We start from the raw sequence: 14,849 nt of genomic DNA, 5'->3' as shown, positions 1-14,849 counted from the left end.
CCATTATAATGTAATGAAAAGGAGTGATAGGATTTGATCATGAGAATTCGGGACCTGGAATCAGACTATGGCCAGCAGCTATTTAAACTGCAGAAAGAATCCTATAAGGTGGAAGCGGAAATGATCGGTTTTGCCGATATACCTCCTCTATTGGAAACATATGACCAATTCATACATTGCCATGAAACGTTTTTATGCTATTTAAAGGGTGATGCCTTAGCTGGTGCCATATCTTATACAAAAGAGAATGGCCAATTGCTGATTTGCCGAATGGTTGTCCATCCTGATTATTTTCGGCAGGGTATTGCGGACGCATTGTTACATGCTCTCCAATTACTACACGTCGACTTGGAAAAGATATCCGTTTCGACCGGTAAAATGAACATTCCCGCACGAAATCTTTACGAAAAAAACGGATTCACCCATAAAGAGGACGTAGAAGCCGCACCTCGCTTATTCATAAGCATATACGAAAAACAGCATTCATTTTATGTATGTCACGATAAAAAGCATAATGAATGAAATGACAATGATTACGGCAACCCATAGCCAGGCCAATGTCATATTCCCGGAGTCCATGGCGATATAAATCGCGGTCGGTATGGTTTGTGTCTGTCCGGGAATGTTTCCGGCAAACATGAGTGTGGCCCCGAATTCCCCCAACGCACGCGCTGAACTTAGGATGGCACCTGTGACGATCGATTTGACCGCCAATGGGAGGGTTACAAACAGGAATAACCTCCACTCCCCGGCCCCGTCAACCCTTGCTGCATTTTCAATTTCTTCATCTATACCTTCAAAGCCCGTTTTAGCGGATTGGTACATTAGCGGAAAAGCTACCACTGTAGATGCAATGACCGCAGCCCACCATGTGAACATCAGGGGCTGGTCAAAAACCCTTTCAATGAATTGTCCCGGCATTCCATTCTTGCCAAAAATCACGATCAATAAAAAACCAACGACGGACGGCGGCAAAACAAGCGGCAATAAAAACGCTGTTTCCAACAGGACTCTTCCCCTGAATTGCTTTTTAGCCATCATTCGTGCCAGGAAAATTCCTAAAATGAAAACAAGGATACCCGCCAGTCCCGCAACTTGTATCGATAGCCTGACTGGTGACCAAAAATCCCCTGTCATGATACTTCTCTCACACCACTATTAAATATCGTCATATGCAGGTCCTTATTCGGTTTCATTACCCAAACCGTTTCTTTTTCATTAAAGGCAGATTTCATTTCATTTTCTCCCTTTCCTTTTAAAATAACATTTAAGTTTATTTTTCTTGACATCTTGCTGACACAAAGAAACGTTAAAGTAAGAGTATCACAAATATAAAAATAATTTCATTCCAATAAACTTGAAAACTTTGAAGGAGTCGATTTTAATGGTAACAATTTATACTACTCCAAGCAGTTTAGCCTGTCGTAAAGCAAAAGCTTGGCTTAAGAAGAACGAAATTTCCTTTAATGAACGTAACCTATATTCCCAGCCTCTTTCTATAGAGGAAATAAAAGAGATTTTACGTAAAACGGAAGGCGGGACAGATGAAATCATCTCAACCCGTTCCAAAAAATTCAAAAGCCTGAATATCGATATAAATAATACACCGCTTAATGATCTTTGCAAGCTTATTCAAGATAACCCGGATTTACTTCGCCGGCCGATCATTTTCGACCATAAGAACTTGCATGCAGGATATAATGAAGAGGAAATGGGACGCTTCCTTCCAAGGAAGGTCCGTCATGTACAATTATGGCGGGCAATCAGCCAATTAGCTTAATTAGTTAGCATTCTGCATAATAAGAGGGTTGTCCATTACCAGGACAACCCTTTTTTATATTTGATCCGCTTTTTCTATGACAATCGTGAAGATGGTGCCTTGTTCATTGCTATCCTTAAGCACAAGATCTCCCTTTTGCGCTTTTGCGAGCATCTTACTGAATGGCAGTCCCAAACCTAAACCGCGTACCTTCAACTTTTTGTTTTCGCCTCGATAAAATGGTTCGAACACATATTGTTGCTCATGCTTTGGAATCCCCCGCCCGCTGTCCAGAACATCAATGCAGATTCTTTCTTCATCCTTTTCATAAAGATGAATCGCTATTTTGCCTTTGCCGTCAAGTGCATGTCTGGCATTATTCAAAAGGTTAATGACGATTTGCTGCATCCGCAAAGAATCAATTTGACCAAAGACCGGTTCATCAGGAACGCTTATCTCCAAAGCGAACGCTTGATCATCATCTTGGGTCACCTGCCAGCGATAAGCGATTTCCTTGATGAATATATTGATATTCTCTTTTTGCACCCGGATTTTAAAAGCGCCTGCCGATATGGCATTATAATTGAGTAAATCCTCTATCATACCTTGTAAACGCTGAGTTTCCTTTAATGAAATATCGAGGAATTCCTTACTTTGCTCTCCCTTGACGACATCATCTTTCACCGCTTGTATCAGTCCGCTAATGGAAGTGACTGGCGTTTTCAAATCATGGGTTACGCCCGCGAGCAATTCCGCCCGCAACTTCTCCATGACCTTCAATCGATTGGTCATTTCCTTAAATGATTCTATCAGTTCATAGATTTCTTCTTCCTTGATTTCCTCTTCCTCTTTGAAATGGATATCATAGTTGCCTTCACGAACCTGGACCGCGGCGTTAGCTACGTCTTGGATGGGGCGCGAAATCTGCCTGGAAAGAAAATAAATGACGCCCGTTCCGAGAATCAGAAGTCCTCCAATCATTATCGCCAACAAACCATGATCTTGGTTGATTTCCTTCAATGCCCCTTCCTCCTGGGCAATGACCACCCAGCCTCTCGTCTCATCATTGAACGTAATGGGGGATTTGACGACATATACTTTGTTGTCGGAAATCTTGACCTTCTGGACCAACTCCGTATTTTTCATGATGACGTCCGGGAGTTTATTTTCATCCGGATCGATATACAACTGCGGCATCGTATATATGATGGTGGCATCGGGATCGACGATATAGATGATTGGCTGTTGATTCAGATGGAGGATTTTCTCCCGTTCCTCAACAATTTCCGAAAGGATCGGACCAACGACAATCTGGCCATTTTCCTTTATCGCCCGATCGGATGTTTCATCCGCTAAGTACTTTAGAAGGCTGAGCCTATATTCCAAAGCCGTTTTTTCCATCCACCATAAGGAAAAAACAGATAATAATATCAAACCGGAAATCAAGGTCAATACGTATCTCTTTGTCCAATAGCGTTGTAAAGTGGTTCTTTTTTTAGTTTTCATAGACACTCAATTGATACCCCAATCCACGCAATGTTTTTATTTCCCCCTCAGTTACCGGCCATGCATCTATCGCCTTCCTGATACGTTTGATCGCCAGGTCCACCGCACGGTCACTGCCGTCATAATCCATGCCCCACACCTGGTCGAGCAGCTGTTCCCTCGTGAAAATTTGATTAGGGTGCTTAGCGAAAAAAACGAGAAGAGACAAATCACGCGGCGTCAAGTTTATCTCTTCCCCATTCAAATGCACCATATATGACAGATCATCGATGATTAAACTCCCAAACTCGTGTACATGACCATCTTCCGTAACAACCGATGATGATCTTCTTAAAACGGCATGCACCCGGGCCACGACTTCTTCAGCAACGAAGGGTTTGGAGATGTAATCATCCGCACCTGACTTAAATCCCGATAATCTGTAATCGACATCTGTCAGTGCAGTCAACATGATAACCGGACATGTATCGCCCTCCCGAATTTCCTTCAATATATCCCAGCCTTCCTTACCCGGCAGCATGACATCCAGCAGGACAAGGTCTGGCTTCGTTTCTTCAAACACTGGAATGGCCTTTAGCCCATCGTAAACTTGGACTACATCAAAACCTTCCCGCTCCAAATATGCTTTCAATACCATCGATATGGCAATTTCATCTTCTACTACAAGAATTTTTTTCATATATGGATTCCTCCTTCCTGAATTATAGTGGAATTATTTTGTATATGCTAACTATAAAAAAACACCAAGCCTTTTCTCTCAATTTTACCCTTTTTATGTGTCAGGATTATGTTCTCAGTAAAATTAACCGGTATTTTCACTTCGTAACTTTGTGTAAGTGATCTCGATTCATTTTAACAGGAATGCCGCTATGTGATCGTAAAAATCATACAGAAAAACCATAAGCTCCTCATTACACTCTAAAGAGGCTGGCTCTAAACTGAGCCAGCCTTTTCAATTACATGTCTCATGTGGATTGGGACAGCCCGCTTCCTGCCTTTCCACTTGGATCGTACTATGTTCAATTCCAAACTGATCATGAAGTAGTTTTTGCGCTTCTTCTAAAACTGAATCGTGATTACCGTTCTCATCTATGACAACATGGCAGCTCATTGTCAAAAAACCAGAAGTGATCGTCCAGATATGGAGATCATGGACATCGGATACACCATCCAATTTTACCAAGGATGCTTTCACTTCATCCATATCGACTTGATCTGGTGTACCCTCCATCAAGATATGGAAAGAATCCCTCACTACCCTAAAACCGCTGATAATAATTAAAATCGCGACTATGACGCTCGCAATCGGATCTGCAATTCCCCAATCGAAAAAATAAATCAAGAGTGCGGCCGCAATGGCACCCACAGATCCAAGCATATCACCAATGACATGTAAAAAAGCACTTCGCACATTCAGATTGTCTTCCTTATCTCCGCTCATTAAAATCCAGGCGGCAATGACATTAACAAGTAAGCCGATAATTGAAATCATTAGCATTCCCATGCTTTGAACCTCAGGAGGATCCAGGAACCTCTTAATTGCCTCAAAAAAAATGAATACAGATATGATGATCAATGTCAATCCATTCAAGCAAGCAGCAATGATCTCAAACCGTTTATACCCAAACGATTTGGACGATGTCGCTTTCCTTTCCCCCAACCTTATCGCTGTATAACTAAGCCCTAAAGCTGCCGCATCGCTAAGCATGTGACCTGCATCCGACAGTAAAGCCAGACTATTTGTCAAGAATCCCCCAATGACCTCTACTATCATAAATGTGGAGATTAATAAGAAAGATGCCAACAATGCTTTTTTATTGTTAGAATGGTGGTGTCCGTGCCCATGATCATGGGAGTGACCATGATGATGTCCCATGCCATCCCTCCTCTCGATTTGAAACTTATATATAGTATGGGATAAATTCAGAATGGTTTCAAATGATTCACTTCAGGGATTCACTGGCTGCAAAAAGAGCGATCAAACGGGCAGGAAGTGATTTTTTACTAAAAATAAAAATCGGACTTCAACCAATTCAAAGTAAAAATAAACGCTACAGACATTTCCTGCAGCGTTTTCCCCGTTTATTTTTCCTCTTGCATCGTATCATCGACAATGGCATACAGATCCTTATTAAACAATTCATCATTACAGACAAGACTATGCCGTTCCATCTCTTCCTGCTCTTGAATTACCTGTTCATTTTCCTTCATGACCTACCTCCAGCTTCATATTGTTTGCCTATTAGCGTATCCGCAGGCATGTACCTTTATGCTCAACATTTCCCCAACCTTCATCTTTTATAAACGTCTTAGGCCTGCTGCCCGCCATGGAAGGCTTTTATAATGAATTCATGCTCTGGAACTTGTAAGCTTTGGTACGATGACAGGAACGATGTATTATCATAGGCCACTTTTTCAAGCTTTACCTGAATACCCGCATTTTCAATTGAAACAATGGCATAAGGAGCGACTGGTTCGCCATTACAGCCAAGAGAACCAGGGTTCAGGAATATCGTTCGGTCATTTTTATAAAGGTGGATAGGATGATGATGTCCGAAACCTATTAAATCGTGATGCTGATCTTTGAAAAGCATTTCCAAGTTATTTAAACTCGGTTCAACGATTTTACTATATGGATTTTGGCTTATGTGCTCATCCAATTTCTTCGGTTCCATGTGATAATGGGTGAAGTAAACGGAGTGATCATTAATGATATGATGTATGGTTCGAGGCAATTTTTCCAATTCATTTATGAATTTCCGCTGCATCCTTTCAGCTATCCATTCATGATGCTCCTTAACATGAATATGTCCGTCCGGATGCGGCTCCCCGTTAATGATGGCCAGGACAGCTTCATCATGATTTCCAGTTATCATCGATAAATCATTTCTTGAAAATAATAGTTCAAGGACTTCATTTGTATCCGGGCCAATCCCAACCATATCTCCCAAACAATAGAGACGATCTATTTCTTCCCTTTGATCAATATCCCTAAGGACGGCTTTTAACGCTGAAGCATTACCATGCACATCCGTTATAATGGCAAATTTCATGACTTAATTCAGCTCCCTTCCTCCACAATCCACATGGTATATTATAACATTCAAAACGAAATCAAAAAAATATTCGGGCTTAATCCCTTGGTTTGCCCACGCCCATTTTTTATGAATAAGCAAACACTTCGGCCTAGAATACATAGTATGAAGTATTCCCGGTAAAGATGTTTTGCTAGGTATGTAATTCATAATATATATGAGGAGGAAATCAAATGGGTGGAAATGGTAACGAATGTTGTGGCGGCGGTTTCGATAACGGATTCGCATTGCTGATCGTATTATTCATCTTGCTGATCATCATTGGATGCAGTTGGGGATTCGGCGGCGGATTCGGCGGCGGATTCGGCGGCGGCTGCTAATAATGGCATAAATCAAAAAGGCGCCTGTTCATGGCGCCTTTTTTGTTATGGATTGACTTTTATTTTTTCTCTTTGCTTTTGTTTTCGAGTCTTCATAATGAACCAAATGACTATAAGTACAATGGGGATAAGCAAGAAATTCGCATATTGTGAAAAGATGGCTCCCGCCTGCTCCCATCTAGGTCCTAACTTAAACCCTAAATAAACATAAACGCTTGTAACAGGAAGCATCGCCATATAGGTATATAAGATGAATTTCCAAATATTCATTTTCAATATTCCACATGGCAGCGACACGGCGGTACGAATACCTGGTACAAACCGTCCAAAGAAGGCAATTCCCCCACCATACCTTTCAAAGAAGCGGTCAGCTTTGTTCAACTGCTCATCTTTGATTAAAAAGTATTTTCCGAACTTTAATACAAGCGGCCTCCCGCCATACTTGCCTAAGGCATAAAGCGTCAATGGTCCCGTTACCCCACCAAGCGAACCGGCAAGGATAGTCAAGTATAAATTCAAATCACCTTGGTAAACCCAGTATCCTGCCAGTGGCAAAACTATTTCAGCAGGAATGAATTCAAAAGTCAAAGCTAGTAAAACACCGAAATAAGATAAAGATTTAAACGCTTCAATCATATCCATTATTAAAGTTTCCATTGAGGTTTCCCCTTTTCTAACTTTTATTACATATAAAAAGGAGTGCACCAAAATGAATCCGGGCACCCATGATGTCAAAAAGGACATTTTACATTGTATCACAAGTTAACCCGCAATTTTCCCATAATGTTATCCTAAAACAATGTTCTTATGGAGTCCATGTTTTGTTATCGGGCTATTTACTACAGAACTATGCTTGTATGAAGAACGATAATAGAATATCAGATGGCCCCGAAACGAAAAAAACTTGAGGACGAATTGACCTCAAGCATTCGATATAGTTAACCAAGTGAATAGCCCCTAAATAGGTAGATATGTACACATAACAAGATCGGTACCCTTAGTTCTCAAATCATAAAAGGGGCAGAGAGCCTTCTCAATCCATCCTCCATTTGTTTTTTGGCATCTTTCATCATGCCATCAAGTAATTCCTTTACCGTGGGTATATCGTCAATCAATCCGGCAACCTGGCCGCTGTTCATAAAACCATTGGTAACATCCCCATTCATCGCTCCATTAATATGATGGACTTCAGAGGTCATTTCACGATAATTCACAGGAGACAGACCCTGCTTCTCCAGATCCAGCACTTTCTCGGTATATGGGTCCTTCAATACCCTTCTGACCTGTCCAAATGATCTGCCCAAAATTACTGTATCATTGCCCATCGCTTCGATTAGTTTCTGCTTATATGACGGATGGAACGGTGCTTCTTGTGTAGCAATCAGCCTGGTTCCCAATTGGACGCCTGAAGCTCCCAGCATCAATGCAGCTGCCAGCCCCTGCCCATTGCCTATTCCTCCAGCGGCCAGAACGGGAAGCGTCACATGCTTGCTGATTTGCGGAATGAGTGAAAACGTCGTCATTTCCAGGTTCGAGTTGATGCCGGCGGCTTCAAACCCTTCCGCGACCAGCACATCTGCCCCTGCTTCTTGCGCTTTTTGTGCGTGCTTGACCGACGCAACGATGGCAATCACTTTTATATTCTTTTTTTGCAATAGTGGAATGAAAGGGGCAGGATTCCCTGCAGATAAGGAAACTACAGGTATATCATGCTTCAGGACAAGATTCACTAATTCATCTGTATATGGACTAACGTTTATTGGAATGTTCAACGCAAAATTGTTATTGGTTTTATCTTTGGTTTCGAGAATGATGGCTTCTACCTGTTCAGGAGTCATGGTACCGCACCCTATTGTTCCCAGGCCCCCTGCATTGGATACTGCAGCCGCAAGACTTGCATTGCTTATATTCCCCATGCCGCCTTGAATAATTGGATATTTTATCTCAAAAAGTTCACAAATATATTTCACTTTCATCCCTCCCAGTCAATTTAATGTTATACTATATTCATTAGAAAAACAATTCTGACTTTTTAAAAAAAGGAGCGAGACTATGATTATTCCGTACAATAATAAAAAACCATCCATTGATGATACCGTTTTCGTGGCACCCGGCGCTCATTTAATCGGTGATGTTTCGATTGGGAAAGACTCGACCATTTGGTTTAATTCCGTACTGCGCGGTGATGAAGATTCAATTACAATAGGAGAAAAATGCAGTATTCAGGATAATTCCACCATTCATTTATTTGAAGGATGCCCGGTTGTCATTGAAGATGAAGTGACGGTCGGTCACAATGTCATCCTGCATGGCTGTAAAATAGGCAAACGCTCCATTATCGGTATGGGTTCAACGATATTGGATAATGTAGAGATTGGCGAAGAATGCATCGTCGGAGCGAACACACTGATTTCCTCTGGCAAAATCATACCTCCACGTTCACTGGTCATTGGTTCCCCGGGGAAAGTGGTTCGCCGATTGAATGATAAAGATCTTGAATTGATCCAACTTTCCATCGATACATATGTTCAAAAAGGGAAAGACTTCAAAGGGATACTCGATTAATTATTGCAAGGAATTTGAAAAGAGCTCCGGCCAGTCGTCGTTAACGGCTGGCTGAAGCTCTTTTTCACTTAATGATGAGTGGATGGTCCTTGGCATCATAGGTTTCATCTTTCCGGCATAAATCATTGTTTTCCTGAAATACGCTTTCAAAGAAACGGCTTGCTGGTTCAGCCAAGACTTGATAATATTGGCTAAATAAAAGAGCAGCATGATTCCCATTCCACTTAGAAGGCAGAAGTTCCTTTGGCAGGCCCGGATCGATGAATAAAAATTTACGGTATTCATGCACCAAGTTCGTTCGTTCCACAAAACAATCTGCATCGGACATTTCGCCCCTGCTAATGATGCTTTGATGAACGATGAATTGTTTACTGTATTTCTCGATGAATTCTTCATATTTATTTTCAATCTCTTCTAATTGCCAGCTCTTCTCTACAAGCGATTGGTTTTCTTTTGGACCTTTGTACTCCGAGATGAAAAAATCAACATATTCATCTATGTCATATTTCTCGATCAAGCGATTGATTTGCTTCTCCAAATCATTGGGGGAAATCCAGCAACCACTTGAAAAACTGCCAAACCCGCTCCATAATAATTCTTTGCGGAGATCATCCCGTAATTGCCGCTTATCTTCAGGGATCGTGTACATTAAGATGCGCCATTTACCATCCCATTCATTCGGTTTCATCTTATATATGCGATTGGCCGCTTCATCCATTCTCTGCACACCGCGATCAGTCAAAAAATAATAGCTTTTATTTCCCTGCTTCTCTGACTGAATCCACCCTTGCTTGACCATTCGTGAAACGGCTACACGAACGCCCTGCTCATTATGGCCGAATTCCTTTAACAAACGAATTAAACTGCCTATCCAGATTTTACTTCCATAGTTACGGATATAATCGCCGTATATCGTAAAAATCATGGATTGTGTATTAGTACCTATCTTTCTCACCTCGTCCTAACATTGTTACTATTTTCACACGGAAGACATAATAATTATTATATCTATTTAAAATGAAAGCGCAATATTATTCGCCAGTAAATCGCGCTTTTCTCCGTTCACTAAATGCCTGGAGCGCTTCCAATCTATCTTGAGTCGGAATGGTCAATTCATAGGCTTTTCCTTCTATGGCCATTCCCGTTTGCAAGTCCGTATTCATTCCTTGGTCAATCGCATATTTGGCTTGTTTGACTGCAATCGGCCCATTCTTCATGATATTGGCTGCCAATTCCTCACAGGCTGACATTAGACGATCCCTTGGTACGACCTTCAAAAGGATTCCTAATTGACATGCTTCTTCCGCAGTTAATTTTTTAGCGGTGAAGATCAATTCCTTGGCCTTCATTTCCCCAATCAATCTCGGCAGCCGCTGTGTACCGCCTGCTCCCGGAATAATGGCCCAGCTAGTTTCAGTGAGCCCCAAAGAAACACCTTCCGCAGCAATTGCAAAGTCACATGAAAGCAGCCATTCAAATCCTCCCCCCAATGCATATCCATTGACGGCAGCCATTGTCGGCTGCGGAAGCCCTGCGATACTATTAAAAACATCGCGAATCGCTTTAACGTTCCTTCTTACTTCGGCATCATTCAAAGACTTCCTTTCTTTCAAATCCGCTCCCGCGCTGAATGCTTTTTCCCCTGCACCGGTGAAAATGACGACACGGATATCGCCGTCATAATAAACGGCATCGATGACTTGCTGCAGTTCACAAAGTGTCTCATAGTCGAAGCAGTTCAATACGTCGGGCCGATTCACTGTTATATAGCCGATTTGATTTATCACTTTATAAATAACCTTGGACATGAGTCTCCTCCCCTTTTTGAAAAAATGACCCTTATGCAGATAAAGTTAATAAGGGCCATACGCTTAATCATTCTTTATCGATATTTTCTATAATGGCGGATATGCCTTGGCCGACGCCTACACACATCGTCGCAAGGCCATAGCGTACTTTCCGTTTTTTCATTTCGTGGACGAGTGTTGTTAAAATACGCGCCCCGCTTGCACCGAGCGGATGGCCAAAAGCTATTGCCCCGCCGTTGACATTCACTTTCTCCTGATCCAATTTCAATTGGCGGATGCACTCCAAGGATTGGGAAGCGAATGCTTCATTCAATTCCACCAGCCCGATGTCTTCAATCGTCAAACTTGCCCTCTCCAATGCTTTTTTAGTGGCATGAATCGGGCCAAGGCCCATAATGGACGGTTCCAAGCCCGCTACCGCCCCTACAATATATTTGGCCAGAGGCTTCAATCCAAGCTCCCGTGCTTTTTCTGCACTCATCAAAAGCAGTGCCGAGGCTCCATCATTTACACCTGAAGCATTACCGGCGGTTACAGTGCCGCCTTTAAAGATCGGTTTGAGTTTTTCCAGCTTTTCGATGGTCGTGTCAGGACGAGGGTGTTCATCCTTCTCGATAATGACCTCATTCCCTTTTCGATCCGTATATCGAACAGGTACGATTTCATTAATGAAACGCTCATTTTCCACTGCGTTTTTCGCCCTTTTCTGGCTTTGATAAGCGAATTGATCTTGGTCCTCCCTTGAAACAGAAAAACGCAGGGCGACGTTTTCAGCCGTTTGAGGCATGGAATCCGCACCATACATTTCTTTAAGTTTCTCATTCGTGAAACGCCATCCGATCGTTGTATCCTGAAGCTCCATTGAACCCCGCGGAAATTCACTCTCAGGTTTGGCCATGACGTACGGCGCCCTTGTCATGCTTTCAGTACCCCCTGCGATATAAATATCGCCTTCACCGACTGCAATGGAGCGTGCAGCATACATGACGGCATCCAATCCGGATCCACATAAACGATTTATTGTCGTTCCAGCTACATTTACCGGAAGACCAGCTAAGAGGGCGGACATCCGGGCCACGTCGCGATTATCCTCTCCCGCTTGATTTGCATTCCCGAAGATGACATCCTCAATTTGATCAGGCGGCAGCTCTGGATTGCGATCTATCAGCGCCTTGATTACAATTGCGCCGAGGTCATCCGGGCGAACGCTTTTCAATGCGCCTTTATATCTTCCGATAGGTGTTCTCACAGCATCAATGATCACAACATCCTTCATTTCCTCACCAGCTCGCCGTCTTTTGTATAATCGTACACACCTTTACCAGACTTACGGCCGAGCCTGCCAGCTTTAACATACTGTTCAAGGAGGGGAGCCGGGCGGTATTTCTCACCCAGTTTACTATGTAAATATTTTAAATTATTCAAGCGGGCATCCAATCCCACCAAATCACCTAGCTCAAATGGTCCCATTGGGTAATTCAGCCCTAACTTTATTGCCTTATCGATTTCTTCTGGTGTTCCTAAGCCTTCTTGAAGCATAAAGAACGCTTCATTACCTACCAAACAGCTGATCCTGCTTGTAACAAACCCAGGGAATTCATTTATGACCACGGTCTCTTTCCCCATTTTTTCGGCTACCTCTTTTATTATGGCTGCCGTTTCATCGCTTGTTTCAAGACCACGTACAATTTCAACGAGCGGCATTTTTTGTACAGGATTGAAAAAATGCATGGCAATCGTTTTTTCGGGACGCTTTCCATAAGAACCAATTTCCGTCGGACTCATCGTGGAAGTATTGGTTGCAAAGTAACAATCTACTTTTGCATGGATTTCAATCGTTTCGAAGACTGCCCTCTTGATTTCCGCCTTTTCCGGAACTGCCTCTATAATCAAGTCGGCATATGCTGCTGATTCTTTCAGATTGGCAGAATAGGTAAATCTGCTTTTTGCAGCTGCCGCTTCTTCCTCGGTAATCTTTTGGTAGCGCAAACCCTTTTCAAAAATGGAATGGATTTCGTTTCTAGCACTTTCCAAAGCATCCTGATTCACATCCACCAATATTACATTAAAGCCCCCTATTGCTCCTACATAAGCTATTCCCCTGCCCATGACACCAGATCCGACGACCACTAGATTACTAATCATTCGTTCATTCCTCCTTCAAAAATAAATAGGGCTGGCTGTGGGTGAATCAGATAAGCATTCAACCATACCTGAATTACTTTTCCGACATACCGTTCAGCCAGCCGTCTATTTTTTTGTTTTATTGAATTCCAAATGGATTTAACGGACGGCTTCCATGATAGGAAATGATGCTCTTCGTTTCTGTATAAAGATCAAGTGTCTCAATGCAAAGTTCCCGGCCGAATCCTGACTGTTTATACCCTCCGAAAGGTGTTCCAGGAAATGCGGAGAATGGGCAATTCACCATGACGATTCCCGCTTCTATTTGATTCGCCACTCTAGTCGCACGCCCGCCATCTTTTGTCCAAAGGGCTGAACCCAAACCGAATTCCGTATCATTCGCGAGCCTCACAGCTTCTTTTTCATCTTTGAATTTCATTATGACAACGACCGGCCCGAATATTTCCTCTTTCACTACATCCATTTCATGATTGACATTCGCTATGACCGTCGGCTCATACCAATAACCGTTTTCGAAACCTTCAATGACCGCTGGCTTTCCTCCCGTCAGGATCTTCGCTCCATCAGTAATGGCAGATTGGACATAATTGTCGATGACATCCAATTGCCCTTGATCTATGACTGCACCGATGTGTGTTTCTTTGTCGAGCGGATTGCCCAATTTCAATTTTTTCGTCTTTTCTACGAATCTGGCAACGAACTCATCGTATATGTCTTCGTGAACGTATAAACGGGATCTAGCTTCGCAAGACTGTCCAGTATTATAGAAAATTCCATATAATGATCCATCGATGGCTGCCTCAAGGTTTGCATCTTCAAAAACAATATTAGGGGACTTGCCGCCAAGCTCCAATGTGACCCTTTTTAATGTCTGTGAAGCCTTGCCCATAAGATCTCTGCCGATTGGCGTAGAACCCGTGAAGGCCACCTTATTCACTTTCGGATGCTGAACAAGGTAATTCCCTACGTCCGATCCAGGACCTGGAATGATATTGACCACGCCTGAAGGAACACCTGCTTCTAAACAGATTTCCCCTAAAACAATGGCCGTCAGCGGCGTTAACGAGGCTGGCTTAACGATCACTGAACAGCCAACCGCGATTGCAGGTGCAATTTTCCACGCAGCCATCATCATAGGGTAATTCCATGGGATGATTTGGGCACAAACGCCTACTGGCTCTTTTTCCGTATAGTTATGGAATTGACCAGGCACATTATTCACAGAGCCGCGGTGTGCAACTAACGCTCCTGCATAAAACTCGAAATCTTCAATTGCCTGCATGACTTGGCCTTGCGCTGCAGAAATGGATTTGCCGCTGTTCAGGACTTCCAATTCAACCAATTCATTAAAGCGTGAACGCATGATCGCTGCAATTTTGTTCAAAACACGAGACCGTTTGTTAATCGGAGTCCTCTTCCATTTCCCATTATCAAATGCTTCACGTGCAGCTTGAGCAGCTTTTTCTGCATCTTCCTTGGTCGCCTTTGCAACCTTGGCAATGATTTCACCAGTCGCAGGATTGTACGCATCAATTGTGGAACCATCAGAGCTTTCGACTCTTTCCCCATTAATGATCAGATGATAATAATCACGCTTCATTTCCGCTTTTTCAAATGCCGCCTCTTGTACTCTAACCATGTAATCCCACTC

At 42.8% G+C, this 14,849-nt stretch carries 17 protein-coding genes; 4 read left to right on the top strand and 13 right to left on the bottom strand.

Annotated elements, in window-relative coordinates; translation table 11 throughout:
• Positions 1-39 precede the first annotated feature (39 nt).
• Positions 40-522 (top strand): GNAT family N-acetyltransferase, encoded by a 483-nt coding sequence (locus tag AC0VX1_RS05125; protein ID WP_475471707.1) that lies wholly within the window; start codon positions 40-42, stop codon positions 520-522.
• Here AC0VX1_RS05125 and modB read toward each other — a convergent pair.
• Complete coding sequence (modB, locus tag AC0VX1_RS05120) at positions 484-1,137, bottom strand: molybdate ABC transporter permease subunit (protein ID WP_095390974.1); 654 nt, start codon at positions 1,135-1,137, stop codon at positions 484-486. The genes AC0VX1_RS05125 and modB overlap by 39 nt on opposite strands.
• 247 nt (positions 1,138-1,384) lie before the next feature.
• On the opposite strand from modB, the gene spx reads away from it, so the two are divergent.
• The gene (gene spx, locus AC0VX1_RS05115) at positions 1,385-1,780 is read left to right on the top strand and encodes a transcriptional regulator Spx (RefSeq protein WP_034314875.1); all 396 of its coding nucleotides are present in this window, start codon (positions 1,385-1,387) and stop codon (positions 1,778-1,780) included.
• A gap of 54 nt (positions 1,781-1,834) precedes the next feature.
• Here the strand turns inward: spx and AC0VX1_RS05110 are convergent, their stop codons facing one another.
• From AC0VX1_RS05110 to AC0VX1_RS05090, 5 genes are all read right to left on the bottom strand, one after another.
• Positions 1,835-3,265 carry a HAMP domain-containing sensor histidine kinase gene (locus tag AC0VX1_RS05110; protein ID WP_223255832.1) on the bottom strand — a complete coding sequence of 477 codons (1,431 nt, stop codon included), beginning with the start codon at positions 3,263-3,265 and terminating at the stop codon, positions 1,835-1,837.
• A complete protein-coding gene (locus tag AC0VX1_RS05105; RefSeq protein WP_057275726.1) occupies positions 3,255-3,944 on the bottom strand; it encodes a response regulator transcription factor in 690 nt (229 codons plus the stop codon). Before AC0VX1_RS05105 ends, AC0VX1_RS05110 begins: the two co-directional genes overlap by 11 nt.
• Positions 3,945-4,217: 273 nt before the next feature.
• Entirely contained in the window at positions 4,218-5,141 is a 924-nt protein-coding gene (locus AC0VX1_RS05100; RefSeq protein WP_328134922.1) for a cation diffusion facilitator family transporter, read from the bottom strand.
• 206 nt (positions 5,142-5,347) lie between these two features.
• A complete protein-coding gene (locus AC0VX1_RS05095; protein WP_255256801.1) occupies positions 5,348-5,476 on the bottom strand; it encodes a hypothetical protein in 129 nt (42 codons plus the stop codon).
• A gap of 98 nt (positions 5,477-5,574) precedes the next feature.
• Entirely contained in the window at positions 5,575-6,318 is a 744-nt protein-coding gene (locus AC0VX1_RS05090; RefSeq protein WP_475470204.1) for a metallophosphoesterase family protein, read from the bottom strand.
• 215 nt (positions 6,319-6,533) lie between these two features.
• Between AC0VX1_RS05090 and AC0VX1_RS05085 the strand changes: the two genes are divergently transcribed.
• Positions 6,534-6,680: a YjcZ family sporulation protein gene (locus AC0VX1_RS05085; protein WP_475470202.1), complete on the top strand. Its 147-nt coding sequence runs from the start codon at positions 6,534-6,536 to the stop codon at positions 6,678-6,680.
• A 45-nt stretch (positions 6,681-6,725) separates the two neighbouring features.
• Here AC0VX1_RS05085 and AC0VX1_RS05080 read toward each other — a convergent pair whose 3' ends face one another.
• Together AC0VX1_RS05080 and AC0VX1_RS05075 are read right to left on the bottom strand one after the other, a co-directional pair.
• Positions 6,726-7,337 carry a DedA family protein gene (locus AC0VX1_RS05080; RefSeq protein WP_328134924.1) on the bottom strand — a complete coding sequence of 204 codons (612 nt, stop codon included), beginning with the start codon at positions 7,335-7,337 and terminating at the stop codon, positions 6,726-6,728.
• 347 nt (positions 7,338-7,684) lie between these two features.
• Complete coding sequence (locus AC0VX1_RS05075; RefSeq protein ID WP_413009352.1) at positions 7,685-8,650, bottom strand: NAD(P)H-dependent flavin oxidoreductase; 966 nt, start codon at positions 8,648-8,650, stop codon at positions 7,685-7,687.
• 82 nt (positions 8,651-8,732) lie between these two features.
• Between AC0VX1_RS05075 and AC0VX1_RS05070 the strand changes: the two genes are divergently transcribed.
• Positions 8,733-9,245, top strand: coding sequence for a gamma carbonic anhydrase family protein (locus AC0VX1_RS05070; RefSeq protein ID WP_034314889.1), 513 nt, complete (start codon positions 8,733-8,735; stop codon positions 9,243-9,245).
• A 64-nt stretch (positions 9,246-9,309) separates the two neighbouring features.
• Here AC0VX1_RS05070 and paaX read toward each other — a convergent pair whose 3' ends face one another.
• The 5 genes from paaX to AC0VX1_RS05045 form a co-directional block, all read right to left on the bottom strand.
• A complete protein-coding gene (gene paaX, locus AC0VX1_RS05065) occupies positions 9,310-10,191 on the bottom strand; it encodes a phenylacetic acid degradation operon negative regulatory protein PaaX (protein WP_095391064.1) in 882 nt (293 codons plus the stop codon).
• A gap of 85 nt (positions 10,192-10,276) precedes the next feature.
• On the bottom strand, positions 10,277-11,053 hold the full coding sequence (locus AC0VX1_RS05060) for an enoyl-CoA hydratase-related protein (RefSeq protein ID WP_475470199.1): 777 nt from the start codon (positions 11,051-11,053) through the stop codon (positions 10,277-10,279).
• Positions 11,054-11,120: 67 nt separating this feature from the next.
• Positions 11,121-12,329, bottom strand: a complete 1,209-nt coding sequence (locus AC0VX1_RS05055; RefSeq protein ID WP_475470197.1) for an acetyl-CoA C-acyltransferase — start codon at positions 12,327-12,329, stop codon at positions 11,121-11,123.
• The gene (locus AC0VX1_RS05050) at positions 12,326-13,198 is read right to left on the bottom strand and encodes a 3-hydroxyacyl-CoA dehydrogenase (RefSeq protein WP_475470196.1); all 873 of its coding nucleotides are present in this window, start codon (positions 13,196-13,198) and stop codon (positions 12,326-12,328) included. Before AC0VX1_RS05050 ends, AC0VX1_RS05055 begins: the two co-directional genes overlap by 4 nt.
• A 118-nt stretch (positions 13,199-13,316) precedes the next feature.
• Positions 13,317-14,837: an aldehyde dehydrogenase family protein gene (locus tag AC0VX1_RS05045; protein WP_475470194.1), complete on the bottom strand. Its 1,521-nt coding sequence runs from the start codon at positions 14,835-14,837 to the stop codon at positions 13,317-13,319.
• Positions 14,838-14,849 lie beyond the last annotated feature (12 nt).

This window comes from Peribacillus sp. QJM3NY_7 (assembly GCF_056173225.1).
This window is presented reverse-complemented; position numbering and strand designations above follow the sequence as displayed.

Coding starts and splice junctions, on each gene's coding strand:
- AC0VX1_RS05045 (WP_475470194.1), bottom strand. CDS start 14,837: ATGGTTAGAGTACAAGAGGCGGCATTTGAAAAAGCGGAAATGAAGCGT.
- AC0VX1_RS05125 (WP_475471707.1), top strand. CDS start 40: ATGAGAATTCGGGACCTGGAATCAGACTATGGCCAGCAGCTATTTAAA.
- AC0VX1_RS05085 (WP_475470202.1), top strand. CDS start 6,534: ATGGGTGGAAATGGTAACGAATGTTGTGGCGGCGGTTTCGATAACGGA.
- AC0VX1_RS05095 (WP_255256801.1), bottom strand. CDS start 5,476: ATGAAGGAAAATGAACAGGTAATTCAAGAGCAGGAAGAGATGGAACGG.
- AC0VX1_RS05090 (WP_475470204.1), bottom strand. CDS start 6,318: ATGAAATTTGCCATTATAACGGATGTGCATGGTAATGCTTCAGCGTTA.
- modB (WP_095390974.1), bottom strand. CDS start 1,137: ATGACAGGGGATTTTTGGTCACCAGTCAGGCTATCGATACAAGTTGCG.
- AC0VX1_RS05080 (WP_328134924.1), bottom strand. CDS start 7,337: ATGGAAACTTTAATAATGGATATGATTGAAGCGTTTAAATCTTTATCT.
- AC0VX1_RS05070 (WP_034314889.1), top strand. CDS start 8,733: ATGATTATTCCGTACAATAATAAAAAACCATCCATTGATGATACCGTT.
- AC0VX1_RS05110 (WP_223255832.1), bottom strand. CDS start 3,265: ATGAAAACTAAAAAAAGAACCACTTTACAACGCTATTGGACAAAGAGA.
- AC0VX1_RS05105 (WP_057275726.1), bottom strand. CDS start 3,944: ATGAAAAAAATTCTTGTAGTAGAAGATGAAATTGCCATATCGATGGTA.
- spx (WP_034314875.1), top strand. CDS start 1,385: ATGGTAACAATTTATACTACTCCAAGCAGTTTAGCCTGTCGTAAAGCA.
- AC0VX1_RS05055 (WP_475470197.1), bottom strand. CDS start 12,329: ATGAAGGATGTTGTGATCATTGATGCTGTGAGAACACCTATCGGAAGA.
- AC0VX1_RS05100 (WP_328134922.1), bottom strand. CDS start 5,141: ATGGGACATCATCATGGTCACTCCCATGATCATGGGCACGGACACCAC.
- AC0VX1_RS05050 (WP_475470196.1), bottom strand. CDS start 13,198: ATGATTAGTAATCTAGTGGTCGTCGGATCTGGTGTCATGGGCAGGGGA.
- AC0VX1_RS05060 (WP_475470199.1), bottom strand. CDS start 11,053: ATGTCCAAGGTTATTTATAAAGTGATAAATCAAATCGGCTATATAACA.